Origin of the sequence: Bradyrhizobium sp. Mp19, from assembly GCF_029952935.1 — a bacterium.
Classification (GTDB): Bacteria; Pseudomonadota; Alphaproteobacteria; order Rhizobiales; family Xanthobacteraceae; genus Bradyrhizobium; species Bradyrhizobium elkanii.
Window position 1 is genome coordinate 11,500 of record NZ_JASAUT010000017.1, and the last position, 24,518, is coordinate 36,017.

21 protein-coding genes and 1 tRNA gene are annotated in these 24,518 nt (G+C 63.3%); 3 read left to right on the forward strand and 19 right to left on the reverse strand.

What is annotated here, in order from left to right; genetic code table 11:
• Positions 1 to 22: 22 nt before the first annotated feature.
• From QJT82_RS19660 to QJT82_RS19705, 10 genes are all read right to left on the reverse strand, one after another.
• A complete protein-coding gene (locus QJT82_RS19660; protein ID WP_264641802.1) occupies positions 23 to 1,741 on the reverse strand; it encodes a restriction endonuclease subunit S in 1,719 nt (572 codons plus the stop codon).
• On the reverse strand, positions 1,738 to 3,192 hold the full coding sequence (locus QJT82_RS19665) for a class I SAM-dependent DNA methyltransferase (RefSeq protein WP_264641801.1): 1,455 nt from the start codon (positions 3,190 to 3,192) through the stop codon (positions 1,738 to 1,740). Before QJT82_RS19665 ends, QJT82_RS19660 begins: the two co-directional genes overlap by 4 nt.
• A gap of 3 nt (positions 3,193 to 3,195) precedes the next feature.
• Positions 3,196 to 5,640, reverse strand: a complete 2,445-nt coding sequence (locus QJT82_RS19670; RefSeq protein WP_348652647.1) for a DEAD/DEAH box helicase family protein — start codon at positions 5,638 to 5,640, stop codon at positions 3,196 to 3,198.
• A gap of 443 nt (positions 5,641 to 6,083) precedes the next feature.
• Positions 6,084 to 6,161: transfer RNA gene (locus QJT82_RS19675), tRNA-Pro, on the reverse strand.
• A gap of 98 nt (positions 6,162 to 6,259) precedes the next feature.
• A complete protein-coding gene (locus QJT82_RS19680; RefSeq protein WP_028340938.1) occupies positions 6,260 to 6,853 on the reverse strand; it encodes a MerR family transcriptional regulator in 594 nt (197 codons plus the stop codon).
• Between the two features lie 128 nt (positions 6,854 to 6,981).
• On the reverse strand, positions 6,982 to 7,317 hold the full coding sequence (locus QJT82_RS19685) for an integration host factor subunit alpha (RefSeq protein ID WP_035631661.1): 336 nt from the start codon (positions 7,315 to 7,317) through the stop codon (positions 6,982 to 6,984).
• 129 nt (positions 7,318 to 7,446) lie between these two features.
• A complete protein-coding gene (locus QJT82_RS19690; RefSeq protein WP_028340939.1) occupies positions 7,447 to 8,424 on the reverse strand; it encodes a beta-ketoacyl-ACP synthase III in 978 nt (325 codons plus the stop codon).
• Positions 8,421 to 9,482: a phosphate acyltransferase PlsX gene (plsX, locus tag QJT82_RS19695; protein WP_028340940.1), complete on the reverse strand. Its 1,062-nt coding sequence runs from the start codon at positions 9,480 to 9,482 to the stop codon at positions 8,421 to 8,423. The genes QJT82_RS19690 and plsX overlap by 4 nt, the downstream gene beginning before the upstream one ends.
• A 309-nt stretch (positions 9,483 to 9,791) precedes the next feature.
• Positions 9,792 to 10,385: a DUF177 domain-containing protein gene (locus QJT82_RS19700; protein ID WP_028340941.1), complete on the reverse strand. Its 594-nt coding sequence runs from the start codon at positions 10,383 to 10,385 to the stop codon at positions 9,792 to 9,794.
• Entirely contained in the window at positions 10,382 to 10,933 is a 552-nt protein-coding gene (locus tag QJT82_RS19705) for a ubiquinol-cytochrome C chaperone family protein (RefSeq protein WP_028340942.1), read from the reverse strand. Before QJT82_RS19705 ends, QJT82_RS19700 begins: the two co-directional genes overlap by 4 nt.
• A gap of 137 nt (positions 10,934 to 11,070) precedes the next feature.
• Between QJT82_RS19705 and bamE the strand changes: the two genes are divergently transcribed.
• Positions 11,071 to 11,547 carry an outer membrane protein assembly factor BamE gene (bamE, locus tag QJT82_RS19710; RefSeq protein WP_018271914.1) on the forward strand — a complete coding sequence of 159 codons (477 nt, stop codon included), beginning with the start codon at positions 11,071 to 11,073 and terminating at the stop codon, positions 11,545 to 11,547.
• A 144-nt stretch (positions 11,548 to 11,691) separates the two neighbouring features.
• The gene (locus tag QJT82_RS19715; RefSeq protein WP_028340943.1) at positions 11,692 to 12,699 is read left to right on the forward strand and encodes a tripartite tricarboxylate transporter substrate binding protein; all 1,008 of its coding nucleotides are present in this window, start codon (positions 11,692 to 11,694) and stop codon (positions 12,697 to 12,699) included.
• A 42-nt stretch (positions 12,700 to 12,741) separates the two neighbouring features.
• On the opposite strand, the gene QJT82_RS19720 is transcribed toward QJT82_RS19715, so the two are convergent.
• The 9 genes from QJT82_RS19720 to glyA form a co-directional block, all read right to left on the reverse strand.
• On the reverse strand, positions 12,742 to 12,897 hold the full coding sequence (locus QJT82_RS19720) for a hypothetical protein (protein WP_016844991.1): 156 nt from the start codon (positions 12,895 to 12,897) through the stop codon (positions 12,742 to 12,744).
• Between the two features lie 154 nt (positions 12,898 to 13,051).
• The gene (locus QJT82_RS19725; RefSeq protein WP_028340944.1) at positions 13,052 to 15,172 is read right to left on the reverse strand and encodes a sodium-translocating pyrophosphatase; all 2,121 of its coding nucleotides are present in this window, start codon (positions 15,170 to 15,172) and stop codon (positions 13,052 to 13,054) included.
• A gap of 285 nt (positions 15,173 to 15,457) precedes the next feature.
• Positions 15,458 to 16,459 carry a thiamine-phosphate kinase gene (gene thiL / locus QJT82_RS19730; protein ID WP_028340945.1) on the reverse strand — a complete coding sequence of 334 codons (1,002 nt, stop codon included), beginning with the start codon at positions 16,457 to 16,459 and terminating at the stop codon, positions 15,458 to 15,460.
• A gap of 136 nt (positions 16,460 to 16,595) precedes the next feature.
• Positions 16,596 to 17,090: a transcription antitermination factor NusB gene (nusB, locus tag QJT82_RS19735; RefSeq protein ID WP_028340946.1), complete on the reverse strand. Its 495-nt coding sequence runs from the start codon at positions 17,088 to 17,090 to the stop codon at positions 16,596 to 16,598.
• A gap of 2 nt (positions 17,091 to 17,092) precedes the next feature.
• Entirely contained in the window at positions 17,093 to 17,584 is a 492-nt protein-coding gene (gene ribH / locus QJT82_RS19740) for a 6,7-dimethyl-8-ribityllumazine synthase (RefSeq protein WP_016844995.1), read from the reverse strand.
• 214 nt (positions 17,585 to 17,798) lie between these two features.
• Positions 17,799 to 18,407: a riboflavin synthase gene (locus QJT82_RS19745; RefSeq protein ID WP_028340947.1), complete on the reverse strand. Its 609-nt coding sequence runs from the start codon at positions 18,405 to 18,407 to the stop codon at positions 17,799 to 17,801.
• On the reverse strand, positions 18,407 to 19,579 hold the full coding sequence (ribD, locus tag QJT82_RS19750) for a bifunctional diaminohydroxyphosphoribosylaminopyrimidine deaminase/5-amino-6-(5-phosphoribosylamino)uracil reductase RibD (RefSeq protein WP_028340948.1): 1,173 nt from the start codon (positions 19,577 to 19,579) through the stop codon (positions 18,407 to 18,409). The genes QJT82_RS19745 and ribD overlap by 1 nt, the downstream gene beginning before the upstream one ends.
• The gene (gene nrdR / locus QJT82_RS19755) at positions 19,576 to 20,058 is read right to left on the reverse strand and encodes a transcriptional regulator NrdR (RefSeq protein ID WP_016844999.1); all 483 of its coding nucleotides are present in this window, start codon (positions 20,056 to 20,058) and stop codon (positions 19,576 to 19,578) included. The genes ribD and nrdR overlap by 4 nt, the downstream gene beginning before the upstream one ends.
• A gap of 84 nt (positions 20,059 to 20,142) precedes the next feature.
• Positions 20,143 to 21,444, reverse strand: a complete 1,302-nt coding sequence (gene glyA, locus QJT82_RS19760; RefSeq protein WP_028340949.1) for a serine hydroxymethyltransferase — start codon at positions 21,442 to 21,444, stop codon at positions 20,143 to 20,145.
• Between the two features lie 627 nt (positions 21,445 to 22,071).
• Between glyA and QJT82_RS19765 the strand changes: the two genes are divergently transcribed.
• Positions 22,072 to 24,348: a TonB-dependent siderophore receptor gene (locus QJT82_RS19765; protein WP_028340950.1), complete on the forward strand. Its 2,277-nt coding sequence runs from the start codon at positions 22,072 to 22,074 to the stop codon at positions 24,346 to 24,348.
• Positions 24,349 to 24,518 lie beyond the last annotated feature (170 nt).

Consider the following 24,518-nt stretch of genomic DNA (forward strand, 5'->3'; position numbering starts at 1 on the left):
TCTACGTTCTACAGCCGCGCAGTCATTCCGCGGCTTCAAGTTTCCGGACATCAGTCGGCCCCAGGGCTTCAACCAACAGCGCCTCAAGCAAGCGGTGGCGGATCATGGCAGCGGCGGTAAGGTTCGCCGCCAGCCGATCGCAAAGCGCCATTAGTGCGCGAACCTTGGCTAATATACGGTGTTGTTCGGCGAGAGGTGGAATCGGAAACGCCAGTTTGCGTAGATCCACTAGATGCAAATGTTTAAGGGCGGCGCCCTTCGGAACGATGGTATCGCGAATAAGGTCAGCGCTGATACATAGAGCCAAAAACGGAGCGATTACAGGCAGGACCATTTTCATCAGCGCAACCGACACAAAAATTGAGAACGGCCGGTCCGTCTCGACGACGCGCGTGACCCCGATCGTACCATCCTTCGTAATTAGCAAATCTCCTTTCTCCGGGTGCGTCCGCTTGATGAATTCGGCGTGGTCGCGGTCCGTAATGAACTTAGTCTCCCGAAAGCTTATGCCCGGGCCCTCCGTCAGGTTCTTCACCGTGACGAACGGTATTCCTGACGCAACATAGTTCGGCGTCTTATGCACCCCGTCGCTTATCTTCAACGAGAGGTCCTGCGCTCTGGCCCAGCACCAACCCGAGGGAGTTGAAAAAGGCTTCTCAGCTTCATCCACACCTGGCAGCGGTCGATCGCCTTTGATGCCGCGTTGTTCCAATAGTTGGCTCTTCTCCTTCGCGATCCGCTCCAGTAGGCCCGCAGCAGGCTCGTCGCCCACATCCTGCGGCGCCAGCTTCCCGCTGACTGCCAAGTTGAGGATCGTCCGGCGCAAATGCGCGATCTGATCGTCGCGTGCGGTCAGGGCTGGCAAAGATTCAAGGGCAAAGACGACATCCTCGCGGAAGTCGTTAGGATCAGGCGAGTTGAGCCGGGCGTGGATCGCCCTCCCCAGTTGGTCGCGCACCGCCTCGCGGCTCCCCCGCGCAGCCTCAAGCCTGTCGCACAAGATCATCAGCTCATCGACTTTAGCGACGATCCGGTGCTGCTCAGCGAGCGGTGGAAGGGAGAACCAATGACTCCGAATAGTCGAAAACGTAATGTTGGCTATGTTGGTGGTCTGAGCAGAGCCAGTCCGAAAGGCTTGACCGGAGTATTCGGACGTCAGAAAAATCTTCGCATATTGCGGAACGATGCCGCGTACCCGTATTGCCGCAAGGAAAGCTCCGAAAGTTGCTTCGTAGCGTACATCATCGACAATTGAGCACTTACCCACGAGCGCGTAGCTATTTGCAATTGAGATGAGAATATCTCCGACTTTCACCGATTGATCGTCACTTGAGAAATGTTTTGGAACGTAGATCAAATCATCCCAAACCGTCCTGTCTTGGATGTTTCCCGATCGCAAACAGGGAATCAGTCCTGGACGCTGCGCATTCGATTTTTCGGACGCAGGGAATGAAATGCCGCGCACAAGGTCGGCAACCGCTCCCAGGTGGGTCCATTCCCAACAGGACGGTATCTCAAATGGAGCGGTCTCGCTTGGCGAGGGAGATTTGGATCTCTTAGTCTGCTGCTCTTTCTCCGCAGCAATCCGACTCAGCAATGCCGACGCCGGTTCATCTTTCGCGTCCTGCGGCACGAGCTTACCGCGCACGGCTAGGTCGAGAATGAAGCGGCGCAGGCGGGTGATCGCGTTGGGCGCGTCGGCGATCTCGTAATAGTGCGATAGTAGGCGTTCAGCATTCATTGGATGAGTGCCTCAGCGAGAATTGCCTTCAACTGAGCGCGCAAGCCCGATGCCTCGGCCTCGGCGGCAGCTAAGTCGGCCAGCAGCGTCTCAGGATCGCCGTGATCGTCAATCACACCATGCGGATTCTTGACGTCGAGATTGTAGCCGCGCGCTTTGATCTCCTCTGCGCTAACGCGCCACGCCTGCGCCGTCTCTTCGCGGCCTTTCCGCTCGATACCGCCCCACCAGTCGATGCAACCTTGGAAATGTTCCAGCCGGATCGGCCTCGTCATCGAATAGGCTTTCTGGCCTTCCGGCAATCGATGCTCGTAGAACCAGATGTCCCTAGTTGGCGCACCCTTCTCGAAGAACAGCAAGTTGGTACCGATCGAGGCGTAAGGTTTAAACACTGAATTGGGCAGGCGGACGATGGTGTGGAGGTTGCACTCCTCCATCAAGTGCTCCTTCAGTCGGGCTTTGACACCTTCTCCGAACAACGTGCCATCGGGCAAAACCACCGCGGCACGGCCGTTTACCTTGAGCAAGCGCACGATGAGGGCGAGAAACAGATCGGCCGTCTCCTTGGTCCGGAAGGTCGGAAAATTGTTTTCAATGCCGTCTTCCTCGCGACCGCCAAACGGTGGATTGGTGAGCACGATATCGACGCGCTCATCTTTTCCCCACGAAATCAGTGGGCGAGCCAACGTGTTGTCGTGGCGCACGAAGCTTGGGTCTTCGACGCCATGCAAAAGCATGTTGGTGACGCACAGCATGTGCGGGAGCTGCTTCTTCTCTACCGCACGCAAAGCGCCGTGCATCTTTTCGCGTTGCTTGGGGGTTTTGACGTAAGTCTTCTCCATGTGACGGATGGCACAAGTGAGAAAGCCGCCCGTGCCGCAGGCGGGATCCAAGAGAATCTCGCCCGGATGCGGGTCGATTCGGTCGGCCATGAACGCCGTAACGGCACGTGGCGTGTAATATTCTCCCGCATTGCCGGCCGATTGCAGGTCGTTGAGCAGCTGCTCATAGAACTCGCCGAAGTGCCGTCGCTCGTCGAGATTGTTGAAATCTATTTCGTTGATCTTGTTGACCACCTGCCGGATGAGATGACCGGATTTCATATAATTATAAGCGTCCTCGAATACGTCGCGCACGACACGCCGTCGATCACCCGGTTTGCCGGTGAGCTTCAGCTCTTTCAATACCGGGAACAGCTCGTCATTGATGAAATTCAGCAGCGACTCGCCGGTGATGCCCTCGGGGTCCGCCGCCCAGTTGCGCCACTGATACTGTTTCGGGATCGGTGAGCGGTAACCGTCCCTGGTCAGTTCGAGTTCCTGATCCTGATCGTCGATGATCTTGAGAAAGAACATCCAGGTAAGCTGGCTGATGCGCTGCGCATCGCCGTCGACGCCGACGTCCTGGCGCATGATGTCCTGAATGGATTTGACAGTGGTGCGAACGATCATTGCCTATGCGGTCTCCTGATACAGTGCGTCCTGCATTTCGTGGACGGCCTTCTCGAAGCCCTCCTTGCCGCCAAACGCCTTAATGAGTTGGACGACGCTTCCCATCTCGGTAAAGGGTGTCACCTTCAGCACGTTGGCGTCATCGAGATTGAGCACGCCTTCGTCGTGATATTTTTCGAGCAGCGCATCGAGCACGGCGCGGGCCTGCGGCCCATATTTGGTGAACACGTCCCGCTTCCTGACGTTCTCGGCCCGCTCGCGCCGCGTCAGCGGCTTCTTGTCGAATGCGATGTGGCAAATTAGATCGAAGGGGTCGAGGTCCTTGCCAAGCTCCTCGGCGATGGGATCAAGCGGCAATCCCTCGGCCTCCAGTTCCTCGATGATCGCCTGCTTGCGCTCGGCCGACTTCCAGCGCTTGAGGAAATCGTCGAGGCTGGCGAAGCGCCTCTTCAACGCTGCCTTGGTAAAATCGCGCAGGGATTCGGTGACAAGCTTGCCGTTTTCGTCCAGATATTCGACGCGCTCGGTGAGGATGCGGGCGCCGACGCCATCGACGTAAATCTTGCGGATCGGGTCACCGGGCGGTGACGGCAGGCCCGGCTGATCAACGATGGTTTCATCCTCACCTGGCATCGGTGGGATCGTATCGTCGCCCTCGGCTGTGGCCGGCTCATCGTCGGGCGGCGCGATTGGATCGCCTTCGTCGGGCGTGTAAATCTGTACCGGATCGCCATCGAAATCCGGATCGGCGAAATGGCTCGTCGCGCCGCGAAAGTCGATCAGCGTGAAGAAGAACTTCTTGGAATCTTCATGAACGCGGGTGCCGCGCCCGACGATCTGCTTGAACTCGGTCATCGAGCCCACCGCGCGATCGAGCACGATCAGGCGACAGGTCTGCGCATCCACGCCAGTAGACAGAAGCCGCGACGTTGTGACCAGCACGGGATATTTTGACTCCGGGTCGATGAAGTTACCGAGCTGATCCTGACCTTCCTTGTCGCCGCCGGTGATGCGCATGACATAGCGCTGGTTCTCCGCGACCAGATCGGCATTCTCATTTATCAAAGATTGTCGCATCCGCGCCGCGTGCTCCTCATCGACGCAGAACACGATGGTTTTCTGAAACCGGTCGCCGCTTTCTTTGAGGAACTCGGTGATCTTTTTCGCGGTGAGCACAGTGCGGTCGTCGAGCACCAGTGTGCGGTCGAAATCCTTGGCATTATAGATGCGGTCCTCGACCTCGTTGCCGTCGCGATCAAGCTGCCCGAGTTCCGGGCGATAGCCTTCCACGTCGCGGTCGATGTGAACCTTGATGACCTTGTAGGGCGCGAGAAAGCCGTCGCTGATCCCCTGCTTCAGCGAATAGGTGAAGACCGGCTCACCGAAGTAATCGGTGTTGGAGACGTATTCGGTTTCCTTCGGCGTAGCGGTAAGGCCGATCTGCGTCGCGCCGGAAAAATGGTCAAGGATTTCCCGCCATGCCGAATCCTCTGCCGCGCTGCCGCGATGGCACTCGTCGATCACAATAAGATCGAAGAAGCCGGGCGAGAACTCGCGATAGAGCTTCTGGCGTTCCTCGGGGCCGGTGATCGCCTGATAGAGCCCGAGATAGATCTCGAAGGCGCTGTCGATCCGGCGCTTCTTGTCGAGCGCCAGCGTCAAATCAACCGTAGTGCCATCCTGCCGCTCGATGGTCTTGGCGTTGGTCGAAAGCTTCGCCATCGCCGGGCCGAACGGGCGGAAGTCGTTCACCATTGTCTGGTCGATGAGCACGTTGCGGTCGGCAAGGAATAGGATGCGCCTCTTGCGACCCGCCTTCCATAGACGCCAGATAATCTGAAACGCCGTGTAGGTCTTGCCCGTGCCGGTCGCCATCACCAGCAGCACGCGGTCCCGGCCCTTGGCGATTGCCTCGATCGCGGCGTTGACGGCGTTTACCTGATAATAGCGGGGAGCCTTGCCGCTTCCGTCGTCGAAATAGTCCTGTAGCACGATCTGTTCGGCCTCGGCGTCGAGGCTCTTCCAGGCGCAATACCGCGCCCACAGATCGGCAGGCGACGGAAAGTCGTCAAGGCCAAGGTTCGCTTCGACCGGGACGCTCCGCCCGGTGCGGTCATGGAACACGAAGCCGTCACCGTTGGAGGAAAACACGAAGGGGATATCCAGGGTCGCGGCGTAATCGAGGCCTTGCTGAATGCCGTCGCCGACACTGTGGTTGTTGTCTTTGGCCTCGATCAGCGCGATCGGGATGTTCGGCTTGTAATAAAGAACGAAGTCGGCCTTCTTCGCTTTACCGCGCGTGACGAGCTTGCCGCGAACGATGATCCGACCCTTGGTAAAATAGACTTCTTCGCGCACCTGCAACATTTCGTCCCAGCCGGCGCGCTTGACGGCTGGCAGGATGAACTTGGTGCAAATGTCGCGCTCGCTCAAACCTCGCTTATCCATCCCCTGCCGAACCCCTCGCGGCCCCTTCAACGCTATACAGGCACAAAGTGCGAGGCTGCCTCCCCGCCAATCACCGATTGTAGCCACCGAATCCGGTCGCATCCAGCGTGGCTCGTCTGTACAATAGTCGAACGGCTTTCGTGCATTTGGGAATCTACTGCCGACACTAGCGCTGCTGATCCGCATCGCCTTGGGTTGTACTGCGGCCAGGAGCGATATGATCTCGGCTGAATGGGCCGACTCATTGTGCTCGGCGATAGAACTGATTTCGGCGACAGAGGCTCGTCTCCGCCGGTCCAAAACTCAAAGAGAATCGGCGATTCGCGAGAGTGCCTAGACCACGTAGTTCTCCGTTCCTTGCCCCAACCTTGCCCCAACGAATTTTGGGGGCAAGGACTAAAAATGGGAAAGCACGAGAACCTACTGATTTTATTTGATTATTTTGGTCGGAGCGAGAGGATTTGAACCTCCGACCCCTAGTCTCCCAGACTAGTGCGCTAACCGGGCTGCGCCACGCTCCGATGCCGTTCCATTAGCTGCGATCCTGCGTTCGCGCAAGGCGGGGCAGGCTCTCAAAGACTGTATTCCGAGGTCGGTTCCCTTAGCAGGCGTCCTTGCCTTAGCCGTCCTTCATCGCCGCGTCGATCACCTGCCGGCAGGCGACCAGCTCCTGCAGCACGCGTTCGAGCCGCTCCCGATCGACTGACGGAACGGAGGGACGAACCGGCGGCGCGGCGGGCGCCTTGCCCGGCTGGGCGTGCGCCTTGTAGGTCGACAGGATCGGATCCTCGTCGGGATCGACGAATCGGTAGTCGATCCCCTTCTCGTCGCCATCGCCCTCCTCGCCGTCGAAATCGAGGCCGTCGCTGCTCTCGAGGTCGTCGGGCTCGGCCATGCTGTTGCCGACGGCTTCCTCGACCGCGCCGAACGAGACCGCCGCGGTCTGGTCGGCGATGCCCTGCACCGACTTGATGCCGTGCTCCTTCAGGATCCGCTGCACGCCGCGGATGGTGTAGCCCTCGCCGTACAGCAGCCGGCGGATGCCCTTGAGCAGGTCGACGTCGTCGGGGCGATAATAGCGGCGTCCGCCGCTGCGCTTCATCGGCTTGATCTGCGCGAAGCGCGTTTCCCAGAATCTCAGCACATGCTGGGGAATATCGAGTTCATCAGCGACCTCGCTGATGGTACGGAACGCATCCGGCGCCTTGTCCAAATGCCCGCTCCTCTGGCTTCAATGCCTGGAGCCTTTTCCGTTCCAATTGAATCGGAACGGGGCTCCGGATTCTAGTTTTGCCGCGTTTTCTTCACGCGAACCGGGTATCCACTTCGCTTGAAAACGCTCTAGTCGGCCTTGCTGCCGTCGCCATTGGTGACGACATGGCCATTGATCCGCTGCTTCAGGATCGCCGACGGCTTGAACACCATCACCCGCCGCGGCGAGATCGGCACCTCGGTGCCGGTCTTCGGATTACGGCCGATACGCTGGCCCTTCTTGCGCACCATGAAGGAGCCGAATGAGGACAGCTTCACCGTCTCGCCCTTTTCCAGGCAATCGGTGATCTCCTTCAGCACCAACTCGACAAATGCCGACGATTCCGTGCGCGAAAGACCCACCTTTTGGTAGACCGCCTCACACAAATCGACGCGCGTAACTGTTTTTCCGGTTCCCGTGGTCATCGCCTGCCCCGCACTCTCGGCGAACAATTTCTTGACTGAAATTAAAAGCTTAGCGCGCAATGGTCAACAGCGACAAGCATCCGGGTGCAGAAAGATACCAGCAACCTGTCGATACTCTTTGGCGATGCGCTACCAGCGCACGAGCGCCGAGCCCCAGGTGAAGCCGCCGCCCATCGCCTCGAACAGCACCAGATCGCCCTTCTTGACGCGCCCGTCCTTCACGGCGACCGACAGCGCGAGCGGGATCGAGGCCGCCGACGTGTTGCCGTGCTTGTCGACAGTCAAGACCACCTTCTGCGGCGCAATATGAAGCTTGTGCGCCGACGCATCGATGATTCGCTTGTTGGCCTGGTGCGGAATGAACCAGGTGATGTCCTCGGCGGTGAAGCCGGTGGCGTTGAAGGCGTCGACGATCACGTCGGTGATCATGCCGACGGCGTGCTTGAACACCTCGCGGCCCTCCATCCGGAGATGCCCGACCGTCCGGGTCGAGCCGGGCCCGCCATCGACGAACAGCTTGGCCTTGTGGCGGCCGTCGGAGCGCAGATGCGTCGTCAACACGCCGCGGTCGCTGGTGGTGCCGGAATGCTGCTGCGCCTCCAGGACGACCGCGCCGGCGCCGTCGCCGAACAGCACGCAGGTGCCGCGGTCGTTCCAGTCGAGGATGCGCGAGAAGGTTTCGGCACCGATCACCAGCGCCCGCTTGTGGGTGCCGGCGCGCAGGAAATTATCGGCGGTGGCCAGCGCGAAGACGAAGCCGGAACAGACCGCCTGCAGGTCGAACGCGACGCCATGGTTGATGCCGAGCCCGTGCTGGACGGCGACCGCGGTGGCGGGAAAGGTGTTGTCGGGCGTCGAGGTCGCGAGCACGATCAGGTCGATCGACTGCGCATCGACTTGCGCATGGGCGAGCGCGGCCTGCGCCGCCTTGATCGCCAGATGCGAGGTGAATTCGTCGTCGGCCGCGATGTGGCGCTCGCTGATGCCGGTGCGCTGCACGATCCAGTCATCCGACGTGTCGATCCGGCTGGCCAGTTCGGCATTGGTCAAAACCCGCTCCGGCAAATATGAGCCGCAGCCGAGCACTACCGAACGTATAGCAGTCACGAGACAGCCTCCTGCGCGGTCTGCGCCTGCACCAAGGCGCTGCCGTCGCGATTAAGCATCTGATTGATCTTGGTGAGGAGATCGAAGTGGGCCATCTCATAGCCAACATCCACCGCATAGGCAAAGCCTTCCGCGTTGGTGCCGCCATGGCTCTTGACCACCACGCCCTTCAGGCCGAGCAGCAGGCCGCCATTCGACTTGTTGGGATCGAGCTTGTCGCGCAGCTTCTGGAACGCGCCGCGGGCCAGCACATAGCCGATCCGCGCCAGCCAGCTCGATGACATGGCCTCGCGCAGCAGCGTGAACATCTGGCGCGCGGTTCCCTCGGCGGCCTTGAGCGCGATGTTGCCGCTGAAACCTTCCGACACGATGACGTCGGCGAGGCCCTTGCCGATCGCGTCGCCCTCGACGAAGCCGATATAGTTGAACTGGGTCGAGTTCATCGCGCGCAACATCTCGGCCGCCTCGCGGATTTCCCCATGCCCCTTGATCTCCTCGGATCCGATATTGAGCAGGCCGACGGTCGGCCGTTCGAGGTTGAACAGCACGCTCGCCATGGCGCTGCCCATCACCGCCAGCGTCGCCAGATGGCGGGCGTCGCCGCCGATCGTGGCGCCGAGGTCCAGCACGACAGAGTCGCCGCGCAGCGTCGGCCACACCGCCGCAAGCGCCGGGCGGTCGACACCGGGCAGCGTCCGCAGATTGAGGCTGCCCATCGCCATCAGCGCGCCGCTGTTGCCGGCGGAGACCGCGACGTCGGCCTGGCCATGCTTGACGGCGTCGATCGCGAGCCACATCGAGGACGCCCTGCGGGTCCGCCGCAGTGCCTGGCTCGGCTTCTCATCGTTCTTCACGGCGACGTCGGTATGGATCACTTTCGATACCGCCTTCAGCGCCGGATGCTTGGCAAGCTCCGGCTCGATCTGGGCCCGGTCCCCGACCAGCAGGAATTCGCTGTCGGGATGACGGCTTAACGAGATTGCGGCGCCGGGAATGACGACGGAAGCGCCGACATCGCCCCCCATGGCGTCAAGCGCTATTCGAACCTTTTGAGGCATGAACGTCCCGGAAGCCTGCTTTCCCGCAGCCTTCAGACGAAGACCGCGAGTTTGAAGTCACCGCCGTCAACGGCGCGCGGCGAAACACCAACTCGCGTCCCGGCCGGGCCGCGACAATAGCGTGTCCTCGATCCGACACAACCTCTTGACCGCAAATGAGGCAGCTGCCGAACCGTCACGCAACACATCAAAGCATACCAGAAATACATTGTATTTCAATGTATTGTGACGCTTATTTGAAGTAACTGGGAACACCGCTCGCGCAAGCTTGCAGGCAAGCCATCCCCGCAAATGTGGCGCCGGCTACCCTCAATTCCCCTTGGGCTTCTTGCCGTCCGGCTTTTCCTTCAGCGCCTTCAGGGCCGCGAAAGGATGATTTTCCGGGTCAGGCACATCAACCTTCTGTTCAAAGACCGCATCCACCTTGCGCGGATACGGGTCTATGCCGAGAAACAGCGCATCGGTGGCGAGCCGGCCGATGTCGATGAAGCCGCCGACGATCGGCTCCGGCGGGTCCGGCGTTTCCTCATCGCTGTCATCGGCGTCGTCGACCAGGTCGGCCATTTGCGGAATCTGCTCGGGCGGCGCGAACACCACATCGATCGGCTCATCGATCTCGTTCTCGATCGGATCGAGCGTCACCACGCAGGTCTGCCCGATCCTGGCCTTAACTCTGCCGGTGACGTGGTAGCTGCCGTCGCGCTTGGGCTGCAGGTCGAACTCTGCATGCGCGGAGACGACTTCCCGCAACTCGGCAAGTTCGGCCATCGCCTTGCGCGCCGCCTCGTCGGCCGCGATCTCGCGATGCAGGCCGGTCTCCGGGATCTGCGCGACATTAACGAGAACCCGCCAGGGGTCGCGGTCGCGCCGTGCATCGGGCTGCCCTGTGGTGCCGCCGCTCATGCCGCGGTCCCCGCAGCCTGTGGTACCGGAAAGCGCCACGCGCCCTTGGCCAACGCCGCGAGATCGGCGCGCGCCAGCTCTTCGATCGCCTCCCCGGCGTAGGCGGCGAGCTCGCGGGCCTTGTCGATGTTCTGACCGTTGAGGATGTTCTTGCAGAACGACTCGGCCAAGGCTGCCTCGCTGTCGGTCAGCGCCAGATCATAGGCCGCGGTGCGGCCGTAGAAGGCCTCGCCGAAGGCCTGCATGCGCTTGGGCACCGTGAGGTCGCCGACGCCCATTTCGCGCAGATTGTCGTCCATATCGATGCAGAAATGATCGAACAGGGCCTGGGACAGCCCCACGCCGCCCTCGACGGATTTGAGGCGCCGCAGCACCAGCCACAGATGCATCAGAAGCAGGTCAAAACGGCCGTTAACCGTGTCCGGAACGCCCAAGTCACGGTAAAACAACGGTTCTCGCGCCTGCGTCACGATCATGCCATAGATGGTCTCAATGGTGCTGCGCGCGGGCACCCGGGGTCTTCTGAAGTGATTGAACGGCCAAAGCATGACGGGTTCCGGCTGCCGGTCCCCAAAGGGTCGCCTGTTGAGAGGTCGCCCATTGGAGCTCGGCATGATTGCAATCCATTGAGCTGCCCGGTACGTCAATGCCTCGGCCGATGCAAGGGGACGGATCAGTTCCGCCGATGAACCACACTCTTTCACGACAGTCTCGCGCCGCTTCCGCGCGCGGGTTCTTTTCGCGTCTCCGCGCCGTCGCGGCGATTGGCCTCGTCTGCGCCGCACTCGGCGGCTGCGCCGGCGAACAATTCCAGAAGGGCTACATCCTGCCGGAAGGGGCGCTCGAGCAAATCCCGATCGGCGCGAGCCAGGACCAGGTGCTCATCGTCCTCGGCACGCCCTCGACGGTCGCAACGCTGGACGGCGAGGTGTTTTATTACATCTCGCAGCGGACCTCTCGCCCGGTCGCCTTCATGAATCAGCGGGTGATCGACCAGCGCGTGATCGCGGTCTATTTTGACAAGAACCGGCAAGTGCGCCGGCTCGCCAATTACGGCCTGAAGGACGGCAAGATCTTCGACTTCGTCAGCCGGTCCACGCCGACGTCGGGCCAGGAAATGTCCTACCTGACACCGCTCTTCAAGCTGCTGAGCTTCAACTAGAGCGAAGTGGACTCCGGTTCGCGTGAAGAAACGCGTCAAACCGGAGTCCAGAGCTTAAGCCGCTGCGCCAAGTTGTCGCTTGCCCGAGGGGCAAGCGGTCCCCTAGTTTGCTCGCAAACAAAAGCCTGAGCAGGGGGTAAACGCATGAGAGCCAAGAGATTTTCCCGTCGTACGGTATTGTCGGGCACAGCAGCAATGACGGCCGCGTCGATCCTGCCGCGCACAAGCCTCGGCGCCGGCGACTGGCGGCCGACCGAGACCGTCCGCATCATCGTGCCGGCGGCGGCGGGCGGCTCGACCGACGTGATGGGGCGGCTGCTCGCGGCGCATTTGCAGCCGCTCTGGGGCCAGTCGGTGGTGGTGGAGAATCGCTCCGGCGCCGGCGGCACCATCGGCACATCCGAGGTCGCGCGCGCCAAGGGCGACGGCCACACCATCCTGATCGGCAATCCCGGCCCCAACGCGATCGCCTACAGCATCTTCCGCAACCTGACCTACAAGGCCGACCAGTTGCAGCCGGTCTCCAACATGATCCGGATCCCGAACATCGTGTCGGCGCATCCGTCGACCGGCCTCAAATCGATCCCCGAATTGATCGCCTTCCTGAAGCAGAACCCGGACAAGCTCACCTACGGCTCGTCCGGCACCGGACAGAGCCCTCACCTCACCGGCGCCTGGTTCCTGCAACTCACCGGGCTGAAGATGACGCACGTGCCGTTCCGCGGCGCCGGTCCCGCATTGCAGGCCGGGCTCGCCGGCGACATCCAGATCCTGTTCGACAATCTCTATCCGTCGCTGCCGCAGGTGCAGGACGGCAAGCTGAACGGCCTCTGTGTCACCACGCCGGAGCGCAGCGATTCCGCACCGAACCTGCCGACGATGCGCGAGGGCGCGCCGGAACTGGCAAAGTTCGACGTCTCGTCCTGGTTCGGCGTCTTCCTGCCGAAGACCGCGCCTGCCCCGGTGCTCGACGAGCTGAACCGCCAGGTCAAGGCGATGCTGGAGCGCGACGACGTCAAGAAGAACATCGCCGGCATGGGCGCGCGCGCCGACTACGGCACGCCCCAGCAATTCTCCGATTTCGTCGACGCCGAGACGAAGAAGTTTGCCGCAATCATCGAGAAGGAAGGCTTGCAGATGGAGGTCAAGTAGCAGCCGCCGCCGCGATCGTTCGTGAGCATGTCGCGCTTCATGCTACGACGACTTGTTGATCTTCTTGACCTTGGCGTCGGTCGCTTCAATCGACATCGCCAGTTCGAGGATCGCCTTCGAGAGCAGTTCGATGGCCTCCTTCTGATCCTGTGACTTGGAAGCGCGGAGCGCGTAGTTCCGTGCGGATGAGAGCGACATCGATTGATCTCCGTGTTGTTCGCGTCTGGGTCTCGGCGGATATCGTTGGCGGAAAGTCGATCAGTTCGGCAAGCACACCGAAAGAAGCCCATGCAGAAATAAAAATCCCGCGGCTCGCACCGCGGGATTTTGCGCTTCAGTCGTGTCGCGCCGCTCAGTGCGCCAGGATCGCCAGCAGCAGCAGCGCCACGATGTTGGTGATCTTGATCATCGGATTCACCGCCGGGCCCGCCGTGTCCTTGTAGGGATCGCCGACGGTATCGCCGGTCACCGCGGACTTGTGGGCGTCAGAGCCCTTGCCGCCGTAGTGGCCGTCCTCGATGTACTTCTTGGCGTTGTCCCATGCGCCGCCGCCCGAGGTCATCGAGATCGCGACGAACAGACCGGTGACGATGACGCCGAGCAGCATGGCGCCGACCGCGGAGAAGGCCGCCGACTTGCCGGCTGCGCCACCGCCCGCGATCGCATAGATCAGGAAGTAGACCACGATCGGCGACAGCACCGGCAGCAGCGACGGGATGATCATCTCCTTGATGGCCGCCCGGGTCAGCAGGTCGACGGCTTTGCCGTAGTCCGGCTTGTCGGTGCCCTGCATGATGCCGGGCTTCTCGCGGAACTGACGGCGCACTTCCTCGACGATCGCACCGGCGGCGCGACCGACTGCGGTCATGCCCATCGCACCGAACAGATACGGCAGCAGGCCGCCGAACAGCAGGCCGACCACGACGTAAGGATTGTTCAGGGAGAAGTCCGGGTTGACGCCCTTGAAGTAGGCATGGGCGTTGGCGTCGCTGATGAAGAATTTGAGGTCCTGGTTATAGGCCGCAAACAGCACCAGCGCACCGAGACCGGCGGAGCCGATCGCGTAGCCCTTGGTCACCGCCTTGGTGGTATTGCCGACCGCGTCGAGCGCGTCGGTCGACTTGCGCACTTCCTTGGGCAGCCCCGCCATCTCGGCAATGCCGCCGGCATTGTCGGTGACCGGGCCGAAGGCGTCGAGCGCGACGATCATGCCGGCCAGCGCCAGCATGGTGGCGGTCGCGATCGCGATGCCGAACAGGCCGGCCAGGCTGTAGGTGACGAGGATGCCGGCGATGATCACGATCGCGGGCAGCGCGGTCGCTTCCATCGAGACCGCGAGACCCTGGATCACGTTGGTGCCGTGACCGGTGACCGAGGCCGAGGCGATCGACTTCACCGGGCGATAGTCGGTACCGGTGTAGTATTCGGTGATCCAGATGATCAGGCCGGTGACGACGAGACCGACCACGCCGCACCAGAACAGCGCCATGCCGGTATAGTCGACGCCGTCGAGCTTGCCGAAGCCGACCAGCCAATTGATCACGAGCGCGACGCCGACCAGCGACAGGATGCCGGTGGCGATTAGGCCCTTGTAGAGGGCGCCCATGATGGACTGGCTGGCACCGAGCTTGACGAAGAAGGTGCCGATGATCGAGGTGATGATGCAGATACCGCCGATCGCGAGCGGCAGCGTCATCATGTTCACCAGGATCGGCGTCTTGGCGAAGAAGATCGCCGCGAGCACCATGGTGGCGACCGCGGTCACCGCATAGGTCTCGAACAGGTCCGCCGCCATGCCGGCGCAGTCGCCGACATTGTCGCCGACGTTGTCGGCGATGGTGGCCGGGTTACGCGGATCGTCCTCGGGGATGCCGGCCTCGACCTTGCCGACGAGGTCGCCGCCGACGTCCGCACCCTTGGTGAAGATGCCGCCGCCGAGACGGGCGAAGATCGAGATCAGCGAGGCGCCGAAGCCGAGCGCCACCATGGCGTCGACCACGGTGCGGCTGCCCGCTTCGAGACCCATGAACTTGACCAGCACCATGAAGTAGATGGTGACGCCGAGCAGCGCGAGACCGGCAACCAGCATGCCGGTGATCGCGCCCGCCTTGAAGGCGAGCTCGAGGCCGCCGGCGAGCGAGGTGGTTGCCGCCTGCGCGGTGCGGACGTTGGCGCGCACCGAGACGTTCATGCCGATGAAGCCGGCAGCCCCCGACAAGATGGCGCCGACCGCAAAGCCGATCGCCACGAGCAGGCCCAGGAAGTAGGCCAGCACCACGAAGATCACGATACCGACCATGCCGATCGTAGTGTACTGCCGCCGCAGATAGGCCTGTGCGCCCTCGCGCACCGCGGCCGCGATTTCCTGCATGCGGGCATTGCCCGCATCCGCGTTCAAGACCGACTGCGTCGCCCAGATCGCGTAGACGATGGAAAGCGCCCCGCAGAGCACAATCAACCATAAAGCTGTCATGTTGCCTCAGATCCTTGATGTAACCCCCGCGCCTTCTTGTGCCGCTAGGGGGCGGCAGGCGCTTATTTTGCGAGGACAATCCTCCCCAAAAACGGATTGCCTCAAATCGGGCGCGACCTTGCCAAAATCGTTACCGGTGTGCAACGCCACCTGTGGCCGAAAACGCCGATATCGGCAGCTATTTAGAAGGAGAATCGGCGCCATCAGGCGCGGGAAGTCTAGCGCTGCTTCCGTTCCGACGCGTTTTCTTAACGCGAACCGGTGCCCGCTTCGCTCGAAAACGCTCTAGAAATGGCTGTAGGACAGCCGCTTCAACTTCAGTTCCCGACCCTGCCCGTCAAGGAAGCTTGGTGGCGACAAGCCTGCGATCAGGCCGCCGATTGCGGTTACCGCGACCCTGGCCTGCCGTGCGTCCCGCAGAAACGCGTCGACATGATCGCTCGGGACCGCGCACAAGAGCTCGTAATCATCACCGCCGGCCACCAAGGTCTCGATATCAATCGCCTTGCGCGCGAGCAGCCCTGCGGCTGCAGACGACAACGGGACACTCGGCACATTGATCACGGCCGCCACACCACTGGCTGCGCAAAGCTTGGCCAGATCGCCGGCAAGACCGTCGGACACATCCATCGCGGCGCTGGCGTGGGTGCGGACGGCCTTGGCCAACGCGTTGCGCGGCTGCGGAACGCGGTAACGGGCGGCAAGAAAATCCCGCCCGACAACATCGTCCGCCAGAGCCGCGGCGACCGGGCCACCCCGGAGCACATCGAGGCCGAGCGCGGCGTCTCCGATTGTGCCGGTGACGAACACACGGTCGCCCGCCTGTGCCCCCGCGCGATGCACCATCGTGCCCTGCGGCACCCGGCCGAACGCGGTGATCGAGATCATCAGCGGCCCCGGCGTCGAGACCGTGTCGCCACCGAGCAGCGGGCAGCCGAAATGCGCGGCGTCCTCGCCGAGCGCCCGGGCAAACGGCTTCAGCCAGGCCTCCTCGGCGCCGCGCAGCGCCAGCGTCAGCACGAAGCCTGCCGGCACCGCGCCCTTGGCGGCGATGTCGGAGAGGTTCACCCGCAGCGCCTTGCGCGCCAGCGTATCGGGCGGATCATCGAGAAGGAAGTGCACGCCCTCGACGATGGCGTCCGTGGTGACCACGATGTCCTCGCCGGCAGCCCTCAGCGCGGCGGCGTCATCGTCGAGCCCGAACGCACCCGGATCGGTCGCGAGCGGCTTGAAATAGCGCGCGATCAGGGAGTCTTCGCCGGATATCGGTTTGTCGCTCTGCGTCACGATAGCAGCCCCGTCATCCTGAGGTGCGAGCGGAGCGAGCCTCGAAGGATGCACGGCCCCAGCCGGGCCGCCGCCCTTCGAGACGGCCGCTGCGCGGCCTCCTCAGGGTGACGGTCAAGCGATCATATGTCTCCACTCAGCTCCGCACAAACTCGTCGCCGCGGAACTGGCGCGCGATCTGGTCGAGCACGGCGTTGACCATGCCGGTTTCGTCCTTTTCGACGAAGGCGTGCGCGACATCGACATATTCGGAGACCACCACCCGGCCCGGCACGTCCTTGCGGTGCTCGAGCTCGTAGGAGCCTGCCCGCAGCACCGCGCGCAGGATGGCGTCGATCCGCTTCAGCGGCCAGCCCTTCGACAGCGCCTCGTCGATCAGCGGATCGAGCTTGGCCTGGTCGCGCACCACGCCGGAGACCACGTCGCGGAAAAACGCGGCTTCCGCCGGCAGGTATTTCTCGCCCTCGACCTCGTTGCCGAGCCAGTGGCTCTCGAACTCGGCGAAGATGTCGTTGATGCCGGCGCCGCCAATGTCCATCTGGTAGAGCGCCTGCACCGCCGCGAGCCGTGCCGCGCCGCGGCGGTTGGCTTTTCTGTCGGGGGCTTTCGCGGGCTTCTTGCTGTCAGCCATGGTCAAGCCTTTGCCAGGCGGCGTTTGATCCGCAGCATCGCCAGCGCCGCACGCGCCGCGTCGCCGCCCTTGTTCAGCTCGCTGGCACGCGCCCGCGCCCAGGCCTGCGCCTCGGTGTTGACGGTGAGGATGCCGTTGCCGAGCGGGAATTTCCGGCTGACTGCCAAATCCATCAATCCGCGCGAGGACTCCTGCGAGACGATTTCGAAATGGATGGTGTCGCCGCGCACCACGCAGCCGAGCGCGATCGCCGCGTCATAGGGCTTGCCGTTCGTTTCAGCCGCATCGATCGCGATCGCGATCGCCGCCGGGATCTCCAGTGCGCCCGGCACCGTGATCACGTCATGGCTGGCGCCTGCGGCCTTGATCTCGGCAAGCGCGCCTTCCAGCAGCGCATCCTGGATGTCGTCATAAAACCGCGCCTCGACGATCAGCACGCGTGCGCCGGTAATGTCAGTCTGGTCCTTCAGGGGTGCGCGCCGCGCGTCAGCCATTGCAATACCAATCGGAACTTGGGGAGGAGTTGTGCAGCGTTTTAGGCGCAGCAGGGGCTAAAGCCAAGGGCAATACTGGCCCGGATGTCACCGCGATCAGCCCGATTTTTCAGGCCGGGTTCGCCTGCAATGCATAGGCCGCCCGGGCTGAAAATCGCCCGAGGCGCATAGGCAGATAGGGACGTCTGTCTTGGCCGCAATGCCCAGGCCGAAGCTATTTCATCTCCGACAGCCGCGCCGCGTAGCGGGCCATCAGATCGACCTCGATATTGACCTCGCTGCCGGCCTTCCAGCCGCCCAGGGTCGTGACAGCAAGCGTGTGGGGGATGATCAGCACCGAAAATGTCACGTCGTCGACCGCATTCACGGTCAGCGACACGCCGTCCAGCGTGATCGACCCCTTCGCCGCGATGAAACGCGCCAGTTCGCGGCTGGTTCGCAGCTCGAAGCGCGCCATGTCGGGCAGGTCGTCGCGCTTGACGATGGTGGCGATGCCATCGGCATGCCCGGCCACAATGTGACCGCCGAGTTCGTCGCCGATCTTGAGCGCGCGCTCGAGATTGAGCTTGCCGCCCTGCGCCCAGTGCTTGGCGGTGGTCATGCCGAGCGTCTCGGCCGCGGCATCGACATCGAACCAGGTCTTGCCATCGGCGGTGCCGGAGGCGACGACGGTGAGGCAGACGCCGTTGCAGGCGATCGAGGCGCCGTCGGCGATCGTGGTCTGGTCGTAGTCGCAGGCAATCCGCATGCGATGCAGTTGCCCCTGCGCTACCTGCTTCAGGCTGGTGATCTCACCGATATCGGTGACAATTCCGGTAAACATTACGCACGCTCGTAGATCATGAGACTGTCTTTGCCGAGGGTTTCGCTAGCACGAAGGCGAAAGGCCGGCGACTGCGTGATTGCGTCGAGCGGCATTGCGTCCAGCGCGGGAACGCCGCCGACACCGATCGCATCAGGTCCGCGCAACAGCCAGATTTCATCGACCAAGCCCGCTGCCACGAAAGAATTTGCTACGCGCGATCCGCCCTCGACCAGCAGCCGCGATATCCCCTTCTCCGCCAGCGCATGCAGAACGGACGGCAGATCGAGACCTTCAGGCGCAGTGGCGGCGACGCGGATCACCTGCGCCCCGGCGGCGCCGAGCTTCACCGCGGCAGGCGCCTCCGCCATGTCAGAGGTCAGCACCCAGAGCGGCGTCTCGCGCGCCGAATGCACCAGGTGGCTGTCGCCTGAAATGCGCAGCGCACGGTCCAGCACCAGGCGCACCGGCGAGCGCGCCGCCATCCCCGGCAATCGGCAGGTCAAGAGCGGATCGTCGGCCTTGACCGTGCCGATGCCGACCAGGATCGCGTCGCTCTGCGCGCGCAGCAGATGCACCCGGGTCCGCGCGGCCTCGCCTGATATCGCGACCGGCTTGTGGCCGCTGGCGGCGATCTTGCCGTCGGCGGACACCGCGAGCTTGAGGATCACATGCGGGCGCTTGTCGCGGATGCGGCGGAAGTGTCCGGCATGGTCGCGCGCAGCCTCCGCCGCGCACAGCCCGACATCGACCGCGATGCCTGCGGCACGCAGCTTGGCGTGCCCCTGCCCCGCGACTTCCGGATTAGGATCCTCGATCGCCGAGACGACGCGGGCGAGCCCGGCCGCAACCACGGCATCCGCACAGGGCGGCGAGCGGCCGAAATGCGAGCAGGGTTCGAGCGTCACGTAGAGCGTGGCGCCGCGCGCGGCGTCACCTGCGCGACGCAGCGCCTCGACCTCGGCATGCGGCCGGCCGCCTGCTTGCGTCCAGCCGCGGCCGACGATCACGCCGTCCTTGACGATGACGGCGCCAACCGCCGGATTGGGCCAGGTACGCCCGAGCCCGCGCCGGCCAAGCGCCAGCGCCAGCTGCATGAAGCGCAGATCGGCCGCCTTTGCCGCTTCCTTGGCTGCTTCCTTGGCCTCTTTGGCCTTCTGCGCGAACTGGTCTTCCAGAATGCGGAAGATCATTTGCGTAGCGTCGCGAGCCGCGGGTCCTCTTCGCCGGTCAATTCGTCGAGCACGGCCTCGAAGTCCTTGGCCTCGCGGAAATTGCGATAAACCGAGGCGAAGCGCACATAGGCGACGTCGTCGAGCTGGCGCAGATGCTCCATCACGATCTCGCCGATCGCCTCAGAGGAGACCTCGGCTTCGCCGCCGCTCTCGAGCTCGCGCACGATGGTCGACACCATCTTCTCCACCCGCTCGGATTCCACCGGGCGCTTGCGCAAGGAGATCTGCAGCGAGCGAACCAGCTTGTCGCGGTCGAACGGCACGCGGCGGCCGTTGCGCTTGATGACGGTCAGCTCGCGCAGCTGCACCCGCTCGAAGGTCGTGAAGCGGAAGTTGCAGGCCATGCAGACGCGACGCCTGCGAATGACCGCGGAGTCCTCGGTCGGACGCGAGTCCTTGACCTGCGTGTCGAGAGAATTGCAGCTCGGGCAGCGCATCCGACGGGACCTCTACACGAGCATGATCCGGAAAAGTGCGAAGCGGTTTTCCGAAGAGATCATGCTCAAAAAAACGAACGAGCCTTACTGATAGATCGGGAAGCGATCGGTCAGCGCCTTGACGCGCTCCTTGATCGCGGCCTCGACCAGCGGCGCCTTGCCGTCCGGCGACTGCGCCAGCGCGTTCAGCACTTCGGCGATCATGCCGCCGACCTGCTTGAACTCGGCGACGCCGAAGCCGCGCGTGGTCGCCGCCGGCGTGCCTAGACGCAGGCCCGAGGTGACGAACGGCTTCTCGGGATCGAACGGGATGCCGTTCTTGTTGCAGGTGATGGCGGCGCGCACCAGCGCCTTCTCGGAGATGTTGCCCTTCAGCCCCTTCGGCCTGAGATCGACCAGCATCAGATGGTTGTCGGTGCCGCCGGAGACGATGTCGAGGCCGTGGCCGCGCAGCGTCTCCGCCAGCGCCTTGGCGTTCTCGACCACGTTCCTGGCGTAGACCTTGAAATCCGGCCGCAGCGCTTCGGCGAACGCCACCGCCTTGGCGGCGATGACGTGCATCAGCGGACCGCCCTGCAGGCCCGGGAAGATCGCCGAGTTCAGCTTCTTGGCCAGCGTCTCGTCATTGGTGAGGATCAGGCCGCCGCGCGGGCCGCGCAGCGACTTGTGCGTCGTCGTGGTGGTGACGTGGGCGTGCGGCACCGGCGAGGCATGCACGCCGCCGGCCACGAGGCCCGCGAAATGCGCCATGTCGACTAACAGATACGCGCCGACCGAGTCCGCGATCTCGCGGAAGCGCTTGAAGTCCCAGGCGCGCGAATAGGCCGAGCCGCCGGCGATGATCAGCTTCGGCTTGACCTGCTCGGCCTGTTTCTGCACCGCGTCCATGTCGATGATCTGGTCCTCGCGGCGCACGGTGTAGTGCGCGGCCTTGAACCACTTGCCGGACATGTTGACCGGCGAACCGTGGGTGAGATGGCCGCCGGCCGCGAGGTCGAGGCCCATGAAGGTGTCGCCGGGCTGCAGCAGCGCCAGAAACGCCGCCTGGTTCATCTGGCTGCCGGAGTTCGGCTGGACGTTGGCGAAGCCGGCGCCGAACAGCTTCTTGGCACGCTCGATCGCCAGCGTCTCGGCGACGTCGACCCACTCGCAACCGCCGTAGTAGCGCGCGCCCGGATAACCCTCCGCGTATTTGTTGGTCATCACCGAGCCCTGCGCCTCCAGCACGGCGCGGCTGACGATGTTTTCGGAGGCGATCAGCTCGATCTCATGACGCTGCCGGCCGAGCTCGCCCTTGATCGCGGCGGCGATCTCGGGATCGGCCTCGGCGAGGGTCGCGGTGAAGAAGGAGTCGGGCGCGGAAGCGGTCTTGGTGGATGAGGTCATCGGCGAAATATCTCCACCGCCGCAAGCCTTTAGGCAGGATGCGGACGGTCACGAGTGGCGGTCGAAGCTGGTTTCAGAGCGTTATCACATCGCCCCAAAATGGCCAAGCGGTTGCGGTCCCTGCCGGTCAATTATGCCAGATATGGTGGGGATGGCGGGGATTGCCAGCCGGCGGGGTGGCCGCCCCCGCCACCCGGTTCCAGCCGCCCGGCGAGCACGGCTGAGGCGGCCGCCGAATGGAACGTGACGCCCCCCTTCCCGTCCGCGCGGGGCTAACGGACAAGACGACCAGCACCTCGAGGTTTGCAAGCGCTGCTCGTGCAACCACGCGACATCAAACTCGCTTGATCGCGACAGACTCGCCTGATCGCGACGCGCGCGATCGCGATGCATTGACTCACGAGACGGCGAGACGATTTTTGAATCGTTCGATTTTTGAATCGTTCAACACTGGATCGATTCAAAGCTCTCACGCGATGCGTGCAATTGCGCGTCATGCGCCGTGTCTCCCGGTCACACAGCCAAGCTTTGCGCGCAACTTCGACAGCTTCTAACCGCGTGCAGGCTGCTCGCGAAAATCACCGTGATAACGACTCGCTCAAGATTTTTTTACGGAGCGTGGAATAAATGTCGTGCAGGTGGATTCGGCCGCAGCGGTTTGCTGCTTCGGCTGTCGCTGTGTTTTCGGTTGTCGGTGCGGACGATGTCTTCGCCCAGACGCAATTGCCGTCCGTGACTGTCGAAGCGCCGCAACGGCAAGCGGCGCGACCGCAGCAGCCCTCGCAACGAAGCACGCGCGCACGCAGTGCCTCGCGCCGCGCGACGGCCGCCCCGACGGGCGCGCAGCCGCAGGTCGCTCAGCAGCCCGCGGGCGCCGGCGGCGGGCACGAACGCGCCAACGGCCCGGTCACCGGCTATCTGGCGCGGCTGAGCGCCAGCGGCACCAAGACCAGCACGCCGATCATCCAGACACCGCAATCGGTGTCGGTCATCAGCGCCGAGCAGATCCGCGACCAGAAGATCGTCAGCAAGTTCGACGAGGTGCTGCGCTACACGCCGGGCGTCATCGGCGGCACCTATGGCGCCGATTTCCGCAACGACTGGTTCATGATCCGCGGCTTCCCCGCGCAGAACGAGTCGCTGTTCCTCGACGGCCTGCAGCTGTTCTACACCTCCTATGCGAGCTGGAAGCTGCAGCCCTTCAATCTCGAGCGCGTCGAGGTGCTGCGCGGTCCGTCCGGCATCCTGTATGGCGGCTCGGCGCCGGGCGGCCTCGTCAACGCGGTGAGCAAGCTGCCGCAGGCCGAGCCCATTCGCTACATCGAGACCGGCGTCAACAATTTCGGCAACGCCTATACCCAGTTCGACATCGGCGGCGCGACGGCGCAGCCCGGCAATGGCCAGGTGCAGTACCGCCTGGTCGGCCAGGCCCAGGGCGGCGGCACCCAGACCGACTATGTCTACGACAACAACTTCTTCTTCGCCCCGTCGGTGACCTGGCGGCCCGATGCCGACACCAGCCTCACCGTGTTCGGCATGGCCTCGCACAGCAACACCCGCGCGCTGAACTTCCTGCCCTATGTCGGCACCGTCACCAACGCGCCGTTCGGCCGGATTCCGACCAGCCTGTTCGTCGGCGATCCCAGCGCCGACCAGTTCCGCCGCGATCAGCAGATGGTCGGCTACCAGTTCCAGAAGAGCGTGACTGACAGCGTCGATTTCCGCCAGAACGCGCGCATGGCGCATGTCGACGTCTATTATGCCGGCCTCTATGGGCTCGGCTACGCGACGACGCCGGCCGCCGCCGACATCACCCGCGGCAATTTCTACACCCGCGGCATCGCCACCCAGCTCAACCTCGACAATCAGCTCGAATACCGTTTCACCACCGGCGCGCTGCAGCACACCGCGCTGGTCGGCGTCGATCTGAAATATTACGGCATCGACGACCGCCAGGGTTTTGGCATGGGCACGAATCTCAACGTGCTCAATCCGGTCTATGGCACCAACCTGCCGTACAGCGGCCCGCTCTATCAGAACGGCTATCTCGCCCAGGGCATGGCCGGCCTCTATCTGCAGGATCAGGTCAAGCTCGACCGCCTGACGGTCGTGCTGTCCGGACGCCAGGACTGGGTCGATCTCACCAACAACAACCGGATCGGCGCGTCCCAGGGCCGCGACGACAGCAAATTCTCCGGCCGCGTCGGCGCGATCTACAATTTCGACAGCGGCGTTGCGCCCTACGTCTCCTACATGACGGGCTACAATCCGGTCATCGGCACCACCGCGTCCGGCCAATTGCTGCTGCCGGAAACCTCCGAGCAGACCGAGGTCGGCGTCAAATACGAGCCGGTCGGGCTCAACGCACGGTTCGGCGTCGCGTATTTCGACCTCAAGCGCAAGAACGCGCTGACAACAGATCCGAACAACCCGCTGTTCCAGACCCAGAACGGCGAAGTCACCTCGCGCGGCGTCGAGCTCGAGGCGGTCGCGAACATCACGCGCGATTTCAAGCTGGTGGCGAGCTACACCAATTACGAGCTGTTCGTCAGCAAGGACCTCAATCCTGCGCTGATCGGCACCGTGCCGACCAACGCGCCGCGGCAGCTCGCATCGGTGTGGACCGACTACACCTTCCGCGATGGCCCGCTCACCGGCTTCGGCTTCGGCGGCGGCGTGCGCTATGTCGGCTCGTCCTTTGCCGACACCGCGAACACCGCACGCGTCCCGGGCGTCGTGCTGGGCGACCTCGCCTTGCATTACGAATGGGACAACAACTGGCGCGCGGCGCTCAATGTCGTGAACGTCACCGACAAGATCTATGTCGCGAGCTGCGCGACCATCAGCTCCTGCTATTACGGCGATCGCCGCCGCATCACGGCGAGCCTCGCCTACAAATGGTGAGCCGAACTTTCCGTTCACGGAAAATCCTGCGACAGCGAGGCTGCGTTCAGCCGCCTCGCTTTTTTCGCCGTCGTCAGGGTGGTGTCAGCTTGTCGCGCTAGGTTTCGCGTCGCGGCGATATTTGCCGTGCCCAGACTGGCCCGCTCCGAAATGCGAGCCCCGGAGCGGGC

What these genes read in the sequence shown, in the direction of transcription:
- QJT82_RS19660 (WP_264641802.1), bottom strand. Translation starts at nt 1,741, where the DNA reads ATGAATGCTGAACGCCTACTATCGCACTATTACGAGATCGCCGACGCG.
- QJT82_RS19665 (WP_264641801.1), bottom strand. Translation starts at nt 3,192, where the DNA reads ATGATCGTTCGCACCACTGTCAAATCCATTCAGGACATCATGCGCCAG.
- QJT82_RS19670 (WP_348652647.1), bottom strand. Translation starts at nt 5,640, where the DNA reads ATGGATAAGCGAGGTTTGAGCGAGCGCGACATTTGCACCAAGTTCATC.
- QJT82_RS19685 (WP_035631661.1), bottom strand. Translation starts at nt 7,317, where the DNA reads ATGACCACGGGAACCGGAAAAACAGTTACGCGCGTCGATTTGTGTGAG.
- plsX (WP_028340940.1), bottom strand. Translation starts at nt 9,482, where the DNA reads ATGCCTCAAAAGGTTCGAATAGCGCTTGACGCCATGGGGGGCGATGTC.
- QJT82_RS19700 (WP_028340941.1), bottom strand. Translation starts at nt 10,385, where the DNA reads ATGAGCGGCGGCACCACAGGGCAGCCCGATGCACGGCGCGACCGCGAC.
- QJT82_RS19705 (WP_028340942.1), bottom strand. Translation starts at nt 10,933, where the DNA reads ATGCTTTGGCCGTTCAATCACTTCAGAAGACCCCGGGTGCCCGCGCGC.
- bamE (WP_018271914.1), top strand. Translation starts at nt 11,071, where the DNA reads ATGAACCACACTCTTTCACGACAGTCTCGCGCCGCTTCCGCGCGCGGG.
- QJT82_RS19715 (WP_028340943.1), top strand. Translation starts at nt 11,692, where the DNA reads ATGAGAGCCAAGAGATTTTCCCGTCGTACGGTATTGTCGGGCACAGCA.
- QJT82_RS19720 (WP_016844991.1), bottom strand. Translation starts at nt 12,897, where the DNA reads ATGTCGCTCTCATCCGCACGGAACTACGCGCTCCGCGCTTCCAAGTCA.
- QJT82_RS19725 (WP_028340944.1), bottom strand. Translation starts at nt 15,172, where the DNA reads ATGACAGCTTTATGGTTGATTGTGCTCTGCGGGGCGCTTTCCATCGTC.
- nusB (WP_028340946.1), bottom strand. Translation starts at nt 17,090, where the DNA reads ATGGCTGACAGCAAGAAGCCCGCGAAAGCCCCCGACAGAAAAGCCAAC.
- ribH (WP_016844995.1), bottom strand. Translation starts at nt 17,584, where the DNA reads ATGGCTGACGCGCGGCGCGCACCCCTGAAGGACCAGACTGACATTACC.
- QJT82_RS19745 (WP_028340947.1), bottom strand. Translation starts at nt 18,407, where the DNA reads ATGTTTACCGGAATTGTCACCGATATCGGTGAGATCACCAGCCTGAAG.
- ribD (WP_028340948.1), bottom strand. Translation starts at nt 19,579, where the DNA reads ATGATCTTCCGCATTCTGGAAGACCAGTTCGCGCAGAAGGCCAAAGAG.
- nrdR (WP_016844999.1), bottom strand. Translation starts at nt 20,058, where the DNA reads ATGCGCTGCCCGAGCTGCAATTCTCTCGACACGCAGGTCAAGGACTCG.
- glyA (WP_028340949.1), bottom strand. Translation starts at nt 21,444, where the DNA reads ATGACCTCATCCACCAAGACCGCTTCCGCGCCCGACTCCTTCTTCACC.
- QJT82_RS19765 (WP_028340950.1), top strand. Translation starts at nt 22,072, where the DNA reads ATGTCGTGCAGGTGGATTCGGCCGCAGCGGTTTGCTGCTTCGGCTGTC.